Below are 17,953 nucleotides of genomic sequence, written 5' to 3'. Positions count from 1 at the left end.
AAAGGCGCAAGAACGGCATTGTTGCAAGGTGCCACCACTACTACACTCGCTACTTCTTGAAACCGCGAGTCGGACTCGGGCTTTCATTTTTCGCATTCTTGAACTAGGGATCGCTCATGCTGCGCAAACTATCACTGGCTATCGCCGTGTCTTGGGCGTCCAGCGCAATGGCGCTGGAAACCACCGCCCCATTGTCCAGCCAAAACGGCCTGGTCAGCGTTTACCACGAAGCGGTCGACAACAACGCCGACCTGGCGGCGGCCCGCGCCGGTTACGAGGCGCAAAAGGAAGTGGTGCCCCAGGCCCGTGCTGGCTTGCTGCCCAACCTGTCAGGGGGGGCCGAGTCGAGCAACGTGCGCACGGCCATCGACCAGCCATCGCTGACCACCACCCGCAGCGCCGTGGTCTATCAGGCCACGCTGGCACAGCCGATTTTCCGGATTGACCGCTGGTTCCAGTTGAAAGCCGCCGAATCGATCAACGAACAGGCTGCACTGCAACTCTCGGCCACCGAGCAAAACCTGATTCTGCAAAGCGCCAATGCCTACTTCTCGGTACTGCGCGCCCAGGACACACTGGCGGCGACCAAGGCCGAAGAGGCCGCGTTCAAGCGCCAGCTGGACCAGTCCCGCGAGCGTTTTGACGTGGGTCTGTCGGACAAGACTGACGTGCTGCAATCCCAGGCCAGCTACGATACGGCGCGGGCCAACCGGATGCTGGCCCAGCGTCAGGTCGAAGACGCTTTTGAATCGCTGATCACCCTGACCAACCGCCAGTACAATGCGATTGAAGGCATGCGTCACACCTTGCCGATCCTGCCGCCGATGCCCAATGACGCCAAGTCATGGGTAGACACCGCCGCGCAGCAGAACCTCAACCTGCTGGCCAGCAATTACGCAGTAAACGCCGCCGAAGAAACCCTCAAGCAGCGCAAGGCTGGCCATGCGCCAACCCTCGATGCCGTGGCACAGTACAAAACCGGCGACAACGACGCTTTCGGTTTGAGCAACCCCAACGCCCTGAACCAGCGTTACGGCGGCGACGTGTCCCAGCGCAGCATCGGCGTGCAGTTGAATATCCCGATCTATAGCGGCGGGCTGACCAGCTCCCAGGTGCGCGAGTCGTACTCGCGCCTGGACCAGACCGAACAACAGCGTGAAGCCTTGCGCCGTCAGGTGGTGGAAAACACACGCAACCTGCACCGCGCGGTCAACACCGACGTTGAACAGGTGCAGGCACGCAAACAGTCGATCATCTCCAACCAGAGCGCACTGGAAGCCACGGAAATCGGCTACCAGGTGGGTACACGCAATATCGTCGACGTGCTCGACGCCCAGCGCCAGCTGTACAACTCGGTACGTGATTACAACAACAGCCGCTACGACTACATCCTCGACAACCTGCGCCTCAAGCAGGCTGCAGGAACGTTGAACCCGGGGGATCTGGAAGCGCTGTCACATTATTTGAAAGCCGACTACAACCCGGACAAGGACTTTCTGCCACCGGACCTGGCCAAGGCCGCCGAAGCCAATCTGCGCTCGCCGGGCAACTGACTTTCGCGCAATTTGATTGGCTGACATATCCAGCTAACACCGTTCCTTGAACGCTCCAGAAGTTAATACGGCATCGGTCGTATGACCTTCTGGAACGCAACACAGGAACGCTCATGCCTACAGTCCCCTCGCCCTCCCTCGCCCTGCCCGAAAATGCCGTACGGGCACAGTTCGCCAACCCGCCCCCACTCACAACGGTCGCCCGGCAAATGCTCGCAGCGGCCATTGCACAGCGCTATCCCTCACTGCGAATCAGCCTCGAACGCACCCGCCTGGCCGTGCCCAGGCCCGGTGGAGGCTGGTCGCTGGAGCCGTTCATGCCCCGGGTGCTGGATTACCTGGGTAGCGGTGTCACGCTGGATTTAAGCCCCGTCAACACACAACCCTACTACCTGACCGATAACGCCCCCGACTGGCTCAAGCCCGATGACGGTGAGTTGGATATGCAGGTTATCGAAAGCCTGGTCAAGGAACTCCCCTGGCGCCTGCCCGTCGGCCTGCAGAATGCACTGCACCAGTGGTGGACAAAAAAAACCGATACCGGCACCAGCCGCTGGCGGTGGCTCAGCGATGTGATGCGGGACACCCTGACGATTGGGGCAATTCGGCAAACCGGTCTGAACCCGGCCGCCCTTGCTGCCATCAACCAGGTCATCACCACGCCTGACCTCGAAGAGCGTATCCGCCTGTATGGCGAGAACGCTGTGCGCGCCTATTGGCTCGAAGCAACCCTGCTGAATCCTGAGGTGGTTTACTCCGGGCTCAATACAAGGATTGCTCTGGTCACCCGAAACCAGGTGCTGATGTGCAAAGCTGACGGCGACACCCTCACCTTTAAAAGCATGGACACACTGGGTCAGGCCTGGGCCAGGAAAATCATCAGTTCGTACACCGTAAAAGAAATTCGCATGAAGCAATTTGAGCTGGAGGGCAATTTTTTCGATGCCAGCGCCGCCGCCATTCTGAACCGGCAACTTGAACGCACAGCCACGCTAAAAGTGCCGTCCAGTCTCGGCTGGCAGGCACTGCAAAGGGTTTACAGGTCCATCACGGATACCTCGGCATACTTTGCCGACGCGCCCAAAGCCACCTTGCAGAGCCTTACAACGGTCAAAAACCACTTGCCCGAATGGCTGAATAACGCGTCAGCGGCCAGCATCGCACGCTATCGCCATTACAGCCTTGCCCTGTATGCCGCCAAACAGGCCAGCGAAGGCAAGACCTACCTGTATGGCATCAGCGACATCCACACCTATGCCGCCGACGCGTTGCACTGGCAAATGCGCGCCGACCAGCGACAATTCGAGCAAGATATCCCCATGCAAGAGCGCATGGATCAGTTTGCACCCAATGATATCGAGCTGACTTTTCTGTCCGCCACCGGCCTGCCCGGGACCATCGGCATCGTGGAGAGCACCACCATGAGCCTGACCGAGCTGTCCCTGAAAAATCTGATCGGTCGGCCCGAAGGTGCACTCAGCCTGCGCCATCGCCTGGGGGAGCCACTGCCAGGATGGTTGACGCCCGACTACATCACCCGACGCGGCGGGCTGATCGAAAAGGTCGATATCGGCAGGGTGTACCCCAAGTATCTTGAAAACGCACTGTTGAGCAACACACCCGACGCCCTGGTGCGCGAAAGGTTTTTCGCCACTCAAACCAGCGTGCAACTGCCGATGGAAGCGCTGGAACTGAGCCTGAAAAAACAAAATGGCCTGACCCCGCTGGGCGCCCGCCATGTGGCCGCAGTGGTACACACCTGCGCCGCTGAGCAACAGGTCGAAGGACTGGCAGTGGTCATTCGTCATTTGGCCCTGCTACGCCACCCCGAAGCCCTGCCCGACATTGTGGGCAACATGTTTATCATCGAGCCGGCCAACGTCGAGTATGGGCCACATGTGCTGTACCGGCCTTTTTACTCGCCATCACTGCTGGAGTTCAGCACCCGCGACGCACTGCTGGACGCCATTGTCGAGCCCTCGCCTCTGCAAACCAGCGTACTGACCTGGTTGAGTGACATTGCCCGTCCGATCTACGACAACGGCGGCTTCAAGGAGCCACATTACCTGCGCTTCGGTTTTGGCAGTGAGTTCGCTCCGATTGAACGGCCGGGGCCTGCCAGGCTGGCCACCAACGGCAGCGACGAGTTACTGCAATTTCTACAGAACGGCCAGTTGATGCAGTACCTCTTTGGCTGTAATGCCAGGGCGCTGGTGGAGCAGGCGAACACAGATTCGGTGTCCAATACGGAAAGCCGCTGGGGGGTGCTACTGGAAGGTGGTAGCCTGATTTTCAACAGCCTGTTGCTGCTGCCGGGCTTGCCACCCCCCATCATGCTGACCGGCGGTTTGCTGAGTGTCGCGAAACTGGCCAGCCAGGACATCCCCGCTCTTGCCAGCAGTGACGCCGCGACTCGCGAGCTGGCAGCCGCCGATGTATTGCTTAACCTGGGCATGTTGCTGTTCCACCAGTCCCAGACGGCTCTGCAGAAACTCACACCACTTCCAGAAGGGTTAATGAGCAAGGCCTTGCGAGCGCAGGCGCCGGCCCGTATCGCCGAAATCTGGCCGGAGCCGGAGCCGCCCAAAATTGTCACGGGCATCGTGGCCCTGCCCGGCGAGTTGCCTGGTGCCCGCAGCACCGAGCTGGACTTGGGCATCGCCAGCGCCAGCGATCGCCTGACTGCCAGCAGACGCGAGCTGTTGGCCAGTTTCAAGGTGGCGCGACCCGAAACTTTACCGCCTCCGATACCCGACGGCCTGTTCAAGGGGCTTTATTTAATTGATCAGAAGTGGCACGCCTTGCTCGGTGAAGGGCTGTACCCCGTGCACATCGACAGCGAAGATAATGTCGCCATCTCTTCAAGCACCGATATCAATCGCATTGGCCCGAACCTGAGAACGGATGGTAAAGGTAATTGGTTTGTAGACACCCGCCTGCGTTTACAGGCTGGGGGCCTCTCCAGACGCATAGCGTCCCTGCAAGCGCAAAAAGCCCGGCGTAAAAGTGAACTGCAAACACAGCTGACTGACTTTTACCCCCTTGAAGCTCCGCGGCAGAAGGCCGTTGATATCACCCACAGCGCCCTGAGAAGTGCAATGGCAGACCCACGCTTCACTGCCGAGCAGCTCGCCGCTTTACGCGAGAGGCTCAAAACCGCACTGCACGCGGAGTTGAGCGGTTACCAGGCATTGCTGGCCACTGCCGAGGAACGCAGCAAGCTTGATATCCCCTTTCACGAAACGATCGTGATTTCCATGCTGGAGAAGTCCTTCGACAACCGGATCATCTCCCTGGTTGTCTCGGCAAACGAACAAAGAGCCCTGATCAACAAGTGGCCGCAGTTCAATGCAGAGGACGCTGATATCGAGGCCGCGGTACAGGCAGACCCCCAGGGGTATGCACAGTCAAACCGCGAGCAGGTGGCAATCAACGAGATCACGATAGAACGTATCGAGCAAAGAGACGGCTATCTGGAGCAGTTGTACAACTTCGGCGAAGCGGGCATCGCTGCCGCTACCGAACTGGCCCGCTCAATACCTGCGGCCGGACATACCAGCCTGACTCTCAAGGGTTTTCAGCTCGACTGCCTGAAACAGGCCAGCTCCACCCCCTCCGCAAGCAGTCTCACAGAAGAAAGCCTTGATAGCGCCATTGACCCGCTCAATGAGCACACCCACACCCATAACCAGCTCAATACTCTGGAAATCGACGCTGACAAACGCCTGGAGGTACTGGACAGCCTCGCGGAGAACTACGGCCAGGCGCTGGATGCCCTGGAAGGCATTGGCTTGATGTATGCCGATGAACTGGATCCCGAGTACTTCAAAAAGCTTCGTCTGTTGCTGACAGAGCTCTATCAGGATGTCACCCGCCAACTGGCGGCCGAGATCAAGCCGCCCCCGCAGCCCCCCGCACAAAGACCTGGAAAGCGCACACCACCTGCCGCTGGCAGTCGCTCCAAAAAAGTGATTCATGTCCGTGGCAAGGGCAAATTGATCGGCGAACTCCGGCCCGCAGACAACGAATGGCTGAGTGATGTCATTGAAATCCGCTCAGACTATGACGAGCAATTACTGTCGACTTATTTGCAGCACGAGGACGAATGGATCGAGATTAAAACCGTGCGCACTGAATCACCGCGCACACGGGCACTGAATATCATCAAGGGTGATGCGCGCAAACTTTACGCCTTGTCCGAATGGCATCTGCACAAGGCCACAGTGCACAGCATGAGTACCCGCTACCCGCAGGAAGTCGAGGAAGAACTCATTCGCGAAGCCAATAAGCTCGACAAGCTGGCCACTGAACTGCACTTGGCCCTGCAGACCCAAGCCGAGGATTCAAGGTCCCAGGACGATCAGACCCTGATCGACAGCATGCGCAGTGCTGCCCAAAAAATGATCAGGGAAGGCAGGGAGATGCGCATCAAGTTGAGCTTCGAACTGCCGCCGACCCATGGCAACCTGCAGTACCTGATTGATGAGAAACAGGTCCAGATAGCGGGGCTAGGCAAGCGCATCCCGTTAACCGGTGAGCGGCAGGACTATATGCAGGAGTACGCCGTCAACGACCGCCAGGGCAGCCCGCTGTGGTATGCCCATTTTCACTATGACGAGGCCCATACCCCGAAAGCGAACTACACGGCCGCTCACTTGAAGACAAAAGAGCAGCGAAAATTCAGCTACATCGTCCAGCTGGACAAGGCTAAAACTGCCCCTGCCATCGTAAACGTGCATCGCGGCCAGATTGGTAAAGACCTGGCCGAACGCTGGTTTCTGCCACTGGCCGACTAGCGCGACATCAACCGTCCCAGGCCATCGAGCAACCGCTGCAAGGCGCCCTGATTGCGCTGCATGACTTTAAGGCCCGCCTGGCCCATGCGCCGGGCGTCTTGCGGCAACTCGAACAAGCGCTGTACCGCCAGCGCCAGCCCTTGGGCGTCGTCCACTTCTTCCAGTGCTCCGGCGTCGCGCAGCATCGCGCTGATTTCCAGAAAGTTGAACAGATGTGGCCCGCTCAACACCGGTTTGGCCAGCGCCGCCGGTTCCAGCAGGTTGTGCCCGCCATTGGGAACCAGACTGCCCCCCACAAAAGCGGTGTCTGCCAGCGCGTACAAAAACAGCAATTCACCCATGGTATCACCCAGCATGACCTGGGTACTTGCGGTGACCGGCTCGCCACTGGAACGGCGCACCGTGGCAAACCCTTCGCGCTGGCACAGCTCGAATACCTGATTGAAGCGCTCCGGGTGCCGAGGCACCAGCATCAGCAACGCATTGGGGTAATGACCAAGCAATTGCCGATGGGCCGCGAGCACAATCTCGTCCTCCCCCTCGTGGGTGCTGGCTGCAATCCATACCGGGCGAGCCAGAGCCTGCCACTGCTCACGCAGCTCCCGGGCATCGACCAGCAGCTGGGGGTCGATGGTCAGGTCAAACTTGATCGAGCCGGTGACCTCAACGCACTCAGGTCGCGCACCCAATTGACGAAAGCGCTCGGCTTCGGTTTCGGTCTGCACGGCAATCAGGCTCATTTCTTCCAGCATGGGCCGGGTCAGGCGGGCGAAGCGGCCATAGCCTTTGGCCGAGCGTGCCGACAAGCGGGCATTGGCGAGCGCCACCGGTATGCCGCGCTTGGCACACTGATGGATATGATTGGGCCACAACTCGGTTTCCATGATGACCGCGAGTTTGGGTTGCACGCGATTCAAAAAGCGCGCGGCCGCCCACGGCAAGTCGTAAGGCAGGTAGCAATGCTGAATACGCGGCTCATTCGCGAACAGCGCCTGGATCCGCTCGGACCCGGTGGGTGTCATACACGTCACTGTGATTGGCAGCTGTGGGTAACGTTTTAGCAGCTCACGAATCATCGGCGCGGCAGCGATGCTCTCGCCCACCGAGACCGCATGCACCCAGATCCCCCCCGGCTGCAGGGTCGGCAGATTCAAGGCGAAACGCTCACCAATACGCCGGGCATAAGCGGGCGCCTTGCGCGCCCGCAGCCACAATCGAATCGCCACCAGTGGCAGCCCCAGATGAAACAGCAAGGTGTAGAGAGTTCTATTCATGGGTGCGGAGTTTACTTGAAAAAGTATTCACGATGATGGCACCGAATACTCCCTACCCTGTCGCAACCAGAACGCACTACACACTTTCACAACTACTAGAATGCCTTGCTGCTAAATTGCCCCGCTCCACACTCAGGACTCCACCATGAACGCCTACTATTACCTGGCCATTGCCATTTGCGCCGAAGTCATCGCCACCGTCTCCATGAAAGCGATCAAGGGTTTCAGTACACCGCTGCCGCTGATCCTGGTGATTGCCGGTTACGCCACGGCATTCTGGATGCTGACCCTGGTGGTGCGCACCATTCCCGTGGGCGTGGCTTACGCGGTGTGGGCGGGTATGGGCATTGTGATGGTGAGTGTCGCAGCGCTGTTTATCTACGGGCAAAAACTCGACATCCCGGCCATGCTCGGCATGGGCCTGATTGTGCTGGGGGTGGTGGTGATTCAACTGTTCTCGAAAACAGCGGGGCATTGAATCCAGCAACGAAAACACCACACCTCGTTCCTTCGGCAGCTGCTACGCAGGTTTACAGGCTCAGGCCAGGTTGTGGATCAGGCTGTATACTTGCGGTCTTTGTCTTTAAACGCCGAGGTCGCCCATGCCATCTGTTATTTCCACCGACGTGCTGATTGTCGGCGCTGGGGTTGCCGGCCTTTGGCTCAATGCCCGCCTGCGTCGCCAGGGCTTCTCCACGATTGTGGTCGAGCGTGAAAGCCTGGGGGGCGGGCAGAGTGTGAAATCTCAAGGCATCATTCATGGCGGCGCCAAATATGCGCTGCACGGTGCCCTGACCGGGGCGTCCGAAGCCATCGCCGATATGCCGCGCCGCTGGCGCGAAGCCCTTGCCGGCGACGGCGAACTCGACCTGAGTGGTGTGCGCCTTCTTTCCGAAGCCCATTACCTGTGGTCGCCGGGCACCCTCGCGGGCAACCTCACCAGCTTTTTTGCCAGCAAGGCCGTGCGTGGCCGGGTCGATCAGGTCAAGGGCGACCAGTTGCCCCCGGCCCTGCAAGATCCACGTTTCAAAGGCAAGGTGTATCGCCTGGCGGAGCTGGTAGTCGACGTCCCGAGCCTGATCGAGCGTCTGGCGGAGTTGGCGGGGGATGGCCTGCTGGCCGGGCAGGTGATTGAGCCGCTGTTTGACAACGACGAACTGATTGGCCTGCGGGTCGACGGTCTCGAAATTCACGCCCAGCGTATTGTGTTCAGTGCAGGTGGCGGCAATGCCGAGCTGCTGGCCAGTGTCGGCATCAGCGTTCCGGCCCAGCAACTGCGCCCGCTGCATATGGTGCTGGTCAAGGGGCCCAGCCTCAAGCCGCTGTACGCCCACTGCCTGGGCGGTGGGCCCAAGCCACGCATTACGGTAACCACTCACCCCGCGGCCAATGGCGAGTGGGTGTGGTATCTGGGCGGTGATATCGCCGAAGCCGATGGCGTGGCTCGCGAACCTGCCGAGCAAATCGCCGTGGCGAAAAAAGAGCTGGGCAACCTGCTGCCCTGGGTTGACCTGAGCCAGGCGCAGTGGGCCACGTTGCGGGTCAACCGTGCCGAGCCTGCGCAGTCGGGGCTGGTACGCCCGGACAACGCTTTTCTCTCGGACCAGGGCCGTCTGCTGGTCGGCTGGCCGACCAAGCTGGCACTGGCACCGGACTTCTCTGACCGGGTGCTGCAAGCGCTGGAGCACGACGGAATCAAACCGGGCAATGCACCGGCCCTCCCCCCGCTGCCACGTCCACCCCTGGGAAAAACCGCGTGGGAGCAACTTTTGCCATGAGCCAGCCAACCCTGCACGACTTCCATCGCCCGCTGGGCAGTACCGGCCTGCTGGTTTCGCCACTGGGGCTGGGCACCGTCAAGCTGGGCCGCGACCAGGGGGTCAAGTACCCCAGCGGCTTCAAGATTCCGGATGATAACGAAGCGCAGATGCTGCTCAAGCTCAGCCGCGATCTGGGCATCAACCTGATCGACACCGCCCCCGCCTATGGCCGCAGTGAAGAACGCCTTGGCCCGCTATTGCGTGGTCAGCGCCAGGACTGGGTGATCGTCAGCAAGGTCGGCGAAGAGTTTGTCGACGGCCAGTCGAGTCATGATTTCAGCGCCGCACATACCCGGCGCTCGGTGGAACGCAGCCTGCAACGTCTTGAAACGGACTTTATCGATCTGGTGCTGGTGCACTCTGACGGCAATGACCTTGCGGTTCTCAATGAGTGCGAGGTCTACGAGACCCTGGCCGAACTCAAACGCGAGGGCAAGATTCGCGGTTTCGGCTTGTCGGGCAAAACCGTTGAAGGAGGGCTCAAGGCCTTGGAAACCGGTGATTGCGCGATGGTCACCTACAACCTCAATGAACAGGCCGAGCGGCCGGTGATCGATTACGCCGCGGCCCACGGCAAGGCCATTCTGGTTAAAAAGGCGCTGGCCAGCGGGCATGTGTGCTTGAGCCCTGGGGTCGATCCGGTGCGCGCCAGCTTCGAACTGGTGTTTGGCCATCACGGGGTTGCCAGTGCTATTGTCGGCACCATCAATCCGCTGCACTTGGCCCATAACGTGGCGACCGTTGCGCAGGTTCTGCGTAAAACCTGAAGCCGCCGACGCGGCCGACCCCGACGCAAGGAGGAGCCGACATGCCGCGCATGCTGATCCGCAAGAACCCCAGCGACTTCAAAACCCTGCCGTTATTTGTCGAAGCCACGCCAGAGGGCTTGAGCTATCAAAGCATCGGCATGCCGTTGAACTTCGCGCAGACCCTGCTAAAGCGCCGCCCGGTCAAGGTTGCCGATAATGAGCGTTTTTCGCTGGAGCTGGCCAACCTTGGCGTATCCGTGCGACTGACCATGAGTTGGCAAGGTCGCGACTACTGGGTGCTGGTACGTCAGCGTCGTCAGGATCGGGGCGATGTGGTGCTCAAGCTGATCTCTGGTTACGTGCCAGCCCACGAGGTCAGCCTGCCCCTGCACACAGCCATCCAGGAGATTGCCGAAGAGTGCCTGCTGGAAACCCCCGAAGGCTGGCTGAGCGGGCGGTTCAATGAAACATGGCTGCCTGCGCCCTACGCCGCCGCGCTGCATTACCGCGAGGCCATGCCCTTTCGCCTGACCCCCCTGTCCGGTGCGACACGGCCTGTAAGCTGTGGCAGCCAGCCCTTGCTGGAGCGGCCACGGACCTACGTGCACTTGCCGACAGCATCGCTGCAACTGATTTACGACCTGCGTCTGGAAGTGCCCAAAGAGGCCAAGTCCCTGAGCCTTTTCCATGTCGAAGAGCGGCTTGAAGGGGATCAACTGGTAGCGCGGCTGGACCGCAAGCGCCCGGATCTGTACCTGATCCCGCTCACGGAAGGCCGGCCCTGCGCCGAGTTATACACCCTGAGCAAAGACCGCCTGCAACCTGCCAGTACCCGTGGCGTGCGGCTGGCCGAGAGCTTTGCACCGCAGGACGGCTGGGTGGTCCATGACGAGCGGATTCGCTGGAAGGATTGGGTTCGGCAACAGGGTTTAACCCCGCCCAAACCCGAGTCACGGCTCAAGCGCCTGACCGGCAAGGCGCGGCAGATATTCAGGAAGGTGGTGAAAAAGTCTTAGATACAAATGTGGGAGCGGGCTTGCTCGCGATTCAGACAACTCGGTTTTTCAGTTAGACCAAGTCGACCCGATCGCGAGCAAGCCCGCTCCCACAGGGGGTGTGCGGTCGATCACTGACCGCGAATTTTCTCGACAATAGCTGTGGTCGAGCTGTTTTCAACCAGCCCCAACACTTTAACCGTACCGCCATAGGCGGCCACGATATCGGCGCCAACCACCTGATCGATGCCGTAATCACCGCCTTTGACCAGCACGTCAGGCTTGACCTGAGCCAGCAGATTTTCCGGCGTGGCTTCAGGAAAGCTGATCACCCAGTCCACGGCGCCCAGACCGGCCAGTACAGCCATGCGACGGTCCACACTGTTGATCGGGCGACCCGGGCCTTTGAGGCGGCTCACCGATGCATCATCGTTGACTGCAACGATCAAACGATCGCCCTGGGCCCGCGCTTGCTCCAGATAGGTCACATGCCCGGCATGCAAAATATCGAAACAACCATTGGTGAAGACGATTTTTTCGTTGTGCGCCCGCGCATCTTCGATGGCCAGCAACAGCTGATCAAGGCTCAGCACACCACGCTCCGACCCTTCTGAGCGCTGGATCGCCCGGCGCAGCTCCGGCGCGCTGATGGCTGCCGTACCCAGTTTGCCGACCACAATACCCGCCGCCAGATTGGCCAGGGCCACGGCGTGGGGCAGTTCCTCACCGGCAGCAATGGCTGCGGCCAGGGTTGAGATGACGGTATCGCCAGCCCCTGTTACGTCAAACACTTCTCGGGCACGGGCCGGCAGGTGCATGGCGGCAAAGCCCGGACGCAACAGGGTCATGCCATGTTCGCCACGGGTCACCAGCAAGGCACCCAGGTCCAGATCTGCCATCAGCTTGGCGCCCTTGGCCACCAGGTCGGCCTCGTCGGTGCAACCACCGACGATGGTTTCAAACTCACTGAGATTTGGCGTAATCAGGCTGGCGCCACGGTAGATCGAGAAATCCTTGCCCTTGGGATCGGCCAGCACCGGAATGCCCCTGGCACGTGCGGCCTGGATCAGCACCTGATGGTTTTTCAGGGCACCCTTGCCGTAGTCGGACAGCACCAGCACCTTGATGCCTTCAAGCAGGTTTTCAACTTCAGCGCCCAACGCCAGGGCGTCGGTGGCAAACGGTTCTTCGAAATCGATACGCAGCAATTGCTGGTGACGGCTCATGACCCGCAGCTTGACGATGGTCGGCTGGTGCGCAATACGCTGGAACAGTGCACGAACACCCGCACCCTTGAGCCGGTTGGCCAGGCTGTCGGCGGCTTCGTCGTCGCCGGTCACCCCCACCAGCGAGGCAGGCGCGCCCAGTGCAGCGATGTTGAGCGCAACGTTGGCAGCGCCGCCCGGGCGGTCTTCGATTTGCTCGACCTTGACCACCGGCACCGGCGCCTCAGGGGAAATCCGTGAGGTCCCGCCATGCCAATAACGGTCGAGCATGACATCGCCTACCACCAAGACAGGGGCTTGATCGAATCGCGGCATGGACAACTTCATGGACAACCCACATACAAAATGAACAGGGGCGCGATATTAACACAGGGTGAACGCAGGTCAGTTCACGGTATTAATCGCAGCGAATGAGAATCAGACATGAGCTACAAGACTCAAGATGAAGATTCCCCGTGGAGGCAGGCCTGCCTCCACAGGTATCAGTATAGGCCTCAGGCGATATCGCCGGAGACCTCAGGCGCATCAAGCCCCATCGAGTGCAAGCGTGCGTAGTAACCGTTTTGCGCCATCAGCTCGGCATGGGTACCGCGCTCGACAATCTGGCCCTGATCCATCACCAGAATCAGATCGGCTTTCTCGATGGTGGTCAGCCGGTGAGCGATCACCAGCGTGGTGCGACCTTTCATGACGTGGTCGAGTGCCGCCTGGATATGGCGCTCGGACTCGGTATCCAGCGCCGAGGTGGCCTCATCCAGGATCAGCAGCGGTGCGTTTTTGAGTAACGCCCGGGCAATTGCCAGACGCTGACGCTGACCGCCGGAAAGCAGCACGCCGTTCTCACCGACCTGGGTGTCCAGGCCTTGTGGCAATTGCTCGATAAAGTCCATCGCGTAAGCATCACGCGCGGCTTTTTCGATGTCGGCACGCGGGGCACCCGCCAGGTCACCGTAGGCAATATTGTTGGCCACGGTATCGCTGAACAGGGTCACATGCTGGGTTACCTGGGCAATATGACGGCGCAGGTTGAGCAGACGGTAATCTTCGATTTCAACACCATCGAGCAGAATTTCGCCCGCTGTGTGGTGATAGAAACGCGGGATCAGGTTCGCCAATGTCGACTTGCCACTGCCGGAACGCCCCACCAATGCCACCATTTGCCCCGGTTCGGCCGAAAAGCTCACGTCCCTGAGCACCTGACGGTCGGTGTCCGGGTAGGTGAAGCTCAGATTGCGCACTTCCAGACGGCCAGTGACGTGGTCGCGCTCAACAGTGCCGGTATCGACTTCCGGTTTCTCATCCAGCTGTTCAAAGATGCTTTCGGCACCCGCTACACCCTTCTGGATCGTCGAGCTGACTTCAGACAGCTGACGAATCGGCTTGGGTAACAGGCCGGCCAGGGTAATGTAGGCGATCATGTCGCCAGGCGACGAGTCACCACGAAGGTAAAGCACCAGGAACATCAGGATGCCCATAGCTACATAGATGACCAGTTGCAGCATCGGGGTATAGATAGCCCCGGTGCGGGTCATGCGCAGTTGCTTGTCGGTGTTGCTCTGGCTCGCCTGCAGGAAGCGCTTGCGCTCATACGCCTCACCGCCAAAGCTGCGCACAACGCGGTAGCCCTGGATGGTTTCCGAAGCAACGTGGGTTACGTCACCCATCGCAACCTGAATCTTCTTGCTTTGCTTGCGGAATTTCTTGCTGGCTGTGCTCACCATGACCGCAATCAGTGGCAAGATCGCGACCATAACCAGCGTCAGGCGCCAGTTCATCCACAGCAACGAGCCAAACAGGAATACGACTGTCATGCCTTCACGGATCACCACCTTGATCGCATCGGTGGCAGCACCGGTGACCATGGTCACGTTGAAGGTAATACGGGAGATCAGATGGCCCGAGTTGTGCTTGTCGAAATAGCGGTTGGGCAAGACCAGCAGGTTGTTGAACAGCTGAACCCGCAAGTCGTGTACCAGGCCCAGGGAGACCTTGGCCAGGAAGTAGTTGCCCAGGAAGGATCCCAGGCCCTGCCATGCGGCGATCAACACAATCAGGATCGGCACGACCTGCAACAGGCGCAGATCACGCAAATAGGGAACGGAAGGAAACAGCACTGCGTCCGGATTGGACAGGCCATCGACGAAATACTTGAGGATGTAACCAAGCATTGGCTGGGTCGAAGCGAAAATAAGAAACCCGACGATACTCAGCAGGAACAGGCCGACATAAGGCCGGACATAGCTGAGCAGGCGCAGATATATCTTCAAGCTCGATTCGCTTGTGCTGGGGCTGGATTCGGTCATATCACGCGGCGGTTAGTAAAAAAGGAAGCTGACTTTATCACAGCTTCTCTGGTGTACTGACTGCCGCTTGTAGCCCGGCCTCGTGGGGCAGTAAAAACGACACTACAGGGCCAGTGCGCTAGTATGGCCGTCCAAAATCTGGAACGAACCTTTCAGCATGCAATTGAGCTACTTAAATTATTCAAAACAACGGGTGTTTGATTTCATTTGCCTATGGCTGCTGCCTGTCGGCCTTTTATTACTTTTATCCGACCTTTATTTTCTGCCTGGACGAAGCCTGCATCACAAACTGTATTACGGGCTGTTCAGCATTCCGACCCTGATTGCCCTTGTCTTGCGGCCCAAAGAACTCCGGGACATCTTGCGTGAACCGTTGATCGCAGGCTTCCTGCTGTTTGCTGCCTGGGCCATGGTCAGCCTGATCTGGAGCAACACCGAGGAGAGCGTTCTCGGCCTGCTCAAACCCCCGCTGCACCTGTTCATGCTGTTCGCGGGCGGTACCTTGCTGGTCAAATACCGCAGTGACAGCCTGCAGCCGGTCATTTTTGGTGCCGCAGTCATTGCCCTGGTCGCGACCCTGTACAACCTGTACATGTTCTACCCCAACCATGATCCGCAACTGCGGATGATCGGAGCCGGTGCGTTCGACAATCCGCTGCTCAGCTCCCACGCATTCGGGTTCTTTTGCATCTACTGGCTAACCCTGGGCATGACCTGCAAGCGCCCGCCAGCCCTGTTTGTGGCCATTCCCGCCTGTGTCATCATGTTCGTCGCGCTGATCGCCACCGGTTCCAGAACTCCACTGGTGGCCATCGTGATGGCTATGGTCTGGCTCAGCTTCATCTGCTGGAACCGGCGCTCGCTGGCCCTAATAAGTATGCTGGCCATCGGCAGCGTGGTGGTGGCGGCACTGTTCTGGGACATGCTCGTCGGCCGTGGCAGCTCGTTCCGCTTTGAACTGTGGCAAATGGCGCTGGACTTGATCGCGCAAAACCCGTGGATCGGCCATGGCTATGACGCGCACTTGTCCCTGACGCTGTCCGAGCACCCCGAGTACCCCCTGAGCGAGCCCCATAATTTTTTCCTGGGGGTACTTTTCTACGTCGGTTTGCTCGGCCTGCTGCCCTGGTTGTTCATGCAGGCCTGGGGCCTGTACAGCAGCTGGCGTCACCGCGTGCAGCCGTTGTTCATCCTGGCCTCCGCCTGGCTGGTATACGGTATCGGTGCCGGCCTGACCGAGGGTGGAGGGATCATCTCGCGCCCCAAGGAACACTGGTATCTGCTGTGGATCCCGCTGGCCCTGATCGCCGCACTGAATATCGGCCTGCGCCTCAAGACCCTGCGCGACAGGCCGGTTCACCGCCTGTCCGATGCCGCCTTCAATACCCTTGCCAGCCATGCCCAGGTGATTGAAGAAGATGGCTTGGGCCCCAAGGTGCTGCGCCTGCAAAACGGCAACTTCCTCAAGTTGTTCCGCGCACGCCGCTGCTATACCTCGGGCAGCTTCAACCCTTATTCGGAACGTTTTGCCGTCAACAGTGAGCGCTTGCAGGCGATGGGCATTCCCGCGCCGAAAATCCTCGACCTGTTTCAGTTGCGCAATGGCAGCACTGCCGTGCTGTACCAACCACTGCCCGGCCAGACCCTGCGCCAGGTCATGCAGTCGATGGGTTCGCCGGCCATGCGCCAGGCCCTGGTCGAGCGCTTCGGCAAGTTCCTGGCGATCCTGCATGACAAGGGCGTTTACTTCCGCTCACTGCACTTGGGCAATGTGTTGTTGATGGACGATGGCGAGTTCGCCCTGATCGATATCGCCGACATGCATCTTTATCCTTCGGCACTGCGCATAGCCCTGCGCCAGCGCAACTTGCGGCATATGCAACGCTACCCCGAAGACCGTCGCTGGCTGTTCGAAGAGCAACTGCCCGAACTGCTGCAAGGTTATGCCACCCTGGCTCCCGCCCCTGCCGTTACAAGCCTGCGCAACCAGGTTATGGCACTTGCTCAAACCAACGCACCTTGAGCCTGGACAGCAGTAACCCCTTGTGGGCGGTGCTGGCCTATGGCCTGGCGATCATGACGTCAGCATTGCTGCTGCGGTGGTCGCCGACCATCCAGCGCAATCTGGAGCACTCAGCTCAAGGCCGCTATAGCAGTGTTGATGGCTTGCGCGGCTATTTGGCCTTTGGTGTGTTCATTCACCATACCGCCATTACCTGGGTGTTCCTGCATACCGGGGCATTTGAAATGCCCTCGACCCGGTTCTACGCCCAGATCGGCCTGGCCAGCGTGGCCTTGTTTTTCATGATCACGGCCTTTCTGTTCTGGGGGCGTTTGCTCGAGAAAGGCCGTGAATACGACTGGCTGGCCTTCGCCGTGTCCCGGGTTTTCCGCCTGTACCCGCTATATTTGCCGCTGATGCTGCTGGTGATTGTCAGCGTGTTCTACATCCAGGACTGGACACTCAAGGACACCCCGCTGGAGATTGCCGGCCAGATACTGGCCTGGCTGTTTTTTGATCGCCCGGACATCAATCAATTCCCGCAAACCGGCGGGCTGATTGCCAACGTCACCTGGACCCTGAGCTACGAAGTGTTCTTCTATATGGCGTTGCCGCTATTCGGGATGGTGTTTCTGTACCGCAGCGACTGGCGACAGACTGCACTGTGCCTGATCGCCATCTATGCGCTGTATCAGGTGGTAGGTTGGGAGCACTCGCTGAAAAAGCACATTCTGATGAGCTTTCTCGGTGGCGTGGCCGCGGCGTACTGGGTACGCACGCCCAGGCTGCTGGCCTGGAGCCGGACGCCCGTTGCAGGGGTCATTGCATTGGTTGTGCTGATGGCCGTGCTGACCCTGTTCCGCAAGAGCTTTGCGTTCTTCCCGCTGCTGTTGCTTACCCTGGCGTTCTCGATCATCGCCTCCGGGCATACGCTGTTTGGCGCATTGGCCAAGCGCAGCATTCGCTGGATGGGTGAAATCAGCTACAGCACCTACCTGTTACACGGCTTCCTGATCTGGCTGATGTTGCAACGCCTGCCACTGGGGCTGCCACTGGATACCAGAGAGCCGCTGGTGTTCCTGCTGCTGGCGGCCCTGAGCAGCTGCCTGCTGATTGTGCTCAGCAGCCTGAGCTTCCTCTACATCGAGAAGCCGGGCATGGCCGCAGGCAAAAGGGTTGTGCGCCGACTGCGCCGGCGTACCCGGACAACCTCACAGGTCGAGCCGGAATAACCC

General features: G+C 59.6%; 11 protein-coding genes. 8 read left to right on the top strand and 3 right to left on the bottom strand.

What is annotated here, in order from left to right; translation table 11 throughout:
- The first annotated feature begins 116 nt into the window (after positions 1–116).
- Both QN377_RS07560 and QN377_RS07555 read left to right on the top strand, forming a co-directional pair.
- Positions 117–1,553 (top strand): TolC family outer membrane protein, encoded by a 1,437-nt coding sequence (locus QN377_RS07560; RefSeq protein WP_095017688.1) that lies wholly within the window; start codon positions 117–119, stop codon positions 1,551–1,553.
- Between the two features lie 113 nt (positions 1,554–1,666).
- Positions 1,667–6,349: a dermonecrotic toxin domain-containing protein gene (locus tag QN377_RS07555; RefSeq protein WP_323567616.1), complete on the top strand. Its 4,683-nt coding sequence runs from the start codon at positions 1,667–1,669 to the stop codon at positions 6,347–6,349.
- On the opposite strand, the gene waaA is transcribed toward QN377_RS07555, so the two are convergent.
- Positions 6,346–7,623: a lipid IV(A) 3-deoxy-D-manno-octulosonic acid transferase gene (waaA, locus tag QN377_RS07550; RefSeq protein WP_095017690.1), complete on the bottom strand. Its 1,278-nt coding sequence runs from the start codon at positions 7,621–7,623 to the stop codon at positions 6,346–6,348. The two genes, QN377_RS07555 and waaA, sit on opposite strands and share 4 nt — an antisense overlap.
- 145 nt (positions 7,624–7,768) lie before the next feature.
- Between waaA and QN377_RS07545 the strand changes: the two genes are divergently transcribed.
- From QN377_RS07545 to QN377_RS07530, 4 genes are all read left to right on the top strand, one after another.
- Positions 7,769–8,101 carry a DMT family transporter gene (locus QN377_RS07545; RefSeq protein WP_095000929.1) on the top strand — a complete coding sequence of 111 codons (333 nt, stop codon included), beginning with the start codon at positions 7,769–7,771 and terminating at the stop codon, positions 8,099–8,101.
- Between the two features lie 124 nt (positions 8,102–8,225).
- Positions 8,226–9,401 carry an NAD(P)/FAD-dependent oxidoreductase gene (locus QN377_RS07540; protein ID WP_095017691.1) on the top strand — a complete coding sequence of 392 codons (1,176 nt, stop codon included), beginning with the start codon at positions 8,226–8,228 and terminating at the stop codon, positions 9,399–9,401.
- The gene (locus QN377_RS07535; protein ID WP_095017692.1) at positions 9,398–10,210 is read left to right on the top strand and encodes an aldo/keto reductase; all 813 of its coding nucleotides are present in this window, start codon (positions 9,398–9,400) and stop codon (positions 10,208–10,210) included. Before QN377_RS07540 ends, QN377_RS07535 begins: the two co-directional genes overlap by 4 nt.
- Positions 10,211–10,251: 41 nt before the next feature.
- Entirely contained in the window at positions 10,252–11,208 is a 957-nt protein-coding gene (locus QN377_RS07530) for a metal ABC transporter ATPase (protein WP_095000926.1), read from the top strand.
- A gap of 110 nt (positions 11,209–11,318) precedes the next feature.
- On the opposite strand, the gene hldE is transcribed toward QN377_RS07530, so the two are convergent.
- Both hldE and msbA read right to left on the bottom strand, forming a co-directional pair.
- Positions 11,319–12,740: a bifunctional D-glycero-beta-D-manno-heptose-7-phosphate kinase/D-glycero-beta-D-manno-heptose 1-phosphate adenylyltransferase HldE gene (hldE, locus tag QN377_RS07525; RefSeq protein WP_095000925.1), complete on the bottom strand. Its 1,422-nt coding sequence runs from the start codon at positions 12,738–12,740 to the stop codon at positions 11,319–11,321.
- A gap of 167 nt (positions 12,741–12,907) precedes the next feature.
- Positions 12,908–14,716 (bottom strand): lipid A export permease/ATP-binding protein MsbA, encoded by a 1,809-nt coding sequence (gene msbA / locus QN377_RS07520; RefSeq protein WP_095000924.1) that lies wholly within the window; start codon positions 14,714–14,716, stop codon positions 12,908–12,910.
- A 157-nt stretch (positions 14,717–14,873) separates the two neighbouring features.
- Here msbA and QN377_RS07515 point away from each other — a divergent pair, with 157 nt between their 5' ends.
- Both QN377_RS07515 and QN377_RS07510 read left to right on the top strand, forming a co-directional pair.
- Positions 14,874–16,739, top strand: coding sequence for an O-antigen ligase family protein (locus QN377_RS07515; protein ID WP_322214022.1), 1,866 nt, complete (start codon positions 14,874–14,876; stop codon positions 16,737–16,739).
- Positions 16,740–16,741: 2 nt separating this feature from the next.
- On the top strand, positions 16,742–17,950 hold the full coding sequence (locus QN377_RS07510) for an acyltransferase family protein (RefSeq protein WP_232527670.1): 1,209 nt from the start codon (positions 16,742–16,744) through the stop codon (positions 17,948–17,950).
- Positions 17,951–17,953: the final 3 nt, after the last annotated feature.

This window comes from Pseudomonas sp. CCC4.1 (assembly GCF_035019225.1).
Taxonomy (GTDB): domain Bacteria; phylum Pseudomonadota; class Gammaproteobacteria; order Pseudomonadales; family Pseudomonadaceae; genus Aquipseudomonas; species Aquipseudomonas bubulae.
Note: the sequence above shows the minus strand (reverse complement) of the source record. Positions and strands in the feature narration are given on the sequence as shown.

Bases quoted from the DNA above. Each gene is read 5' to 3' on its own strand.
- QN377_RS07560 (WP_095017688.1), top strand. From the start codon at position 117: ATGCTGCGCAAACTATCACTGGCTATCGCCGTGTCTTGGGCGTCCAGC.
- QN377_RS07555 (WP_323567616.1), top strand. From the start codon at position 1,667: ATGCCTACAGTCCCCTCGCCCTCCCTCGCCCTGCCCGAAAATGCCGTA.
- waaA (WP_095017690.1), bottom strand. From the start codon at position 7,623: ATGAATAGAACTCTCTACACCTTGCTGTTTCATCTGGGGCTGCCACTG.
- QN377_RS07545 (WP_095000929.1), top strand. From the start codon at position 7,769: ATGAACGCCTACTATTACCTGGCCATTGCCATTTGCGCCGAAGTCATC.
- QN377_RS07540 (WP_095017691.1), top strand. From the start codon at position 8,226: ATGCCATCTGTTATTTCCACCGACGTGCTGATTGTCGGCGCTGGGGTT.
- QN377_RS07535 (WP_095017692.1), top strand. From the start codon at position 9,398: ATGAGCCAGCCAACCCTGCACGACTTCCATCGCCCGCTGGGCAGTACC.
- QN377_RS07530 (WP_095000926.1), top strand. From the start codon at position 10,252: ATGCCGCGCATGCTGATCCGCAAGAACCCCAGCGACTTCAAAACCCTG.
- hldE (WP_095000925.1), bottom strand. From the start codon at position 12,740: ATGAAGTTGTCCATGCCGCGATTCGATCAAGCCCCTGTCTTGGTGGTA.
- msbA (WP_095000924.1), bottom strand. From the start codon at position 14,716: ATGACCGAATCCAGCCCCAGCACAAGCGAATCGAGCTTGAAGATATAT.
- QN377_RS07515 (WP_322214022.1), top strand. From the start codon at position 14,874: ATGCAATTGAGCTACTTAAATTATTCAAAACAACGGGTGTTTGATTTC.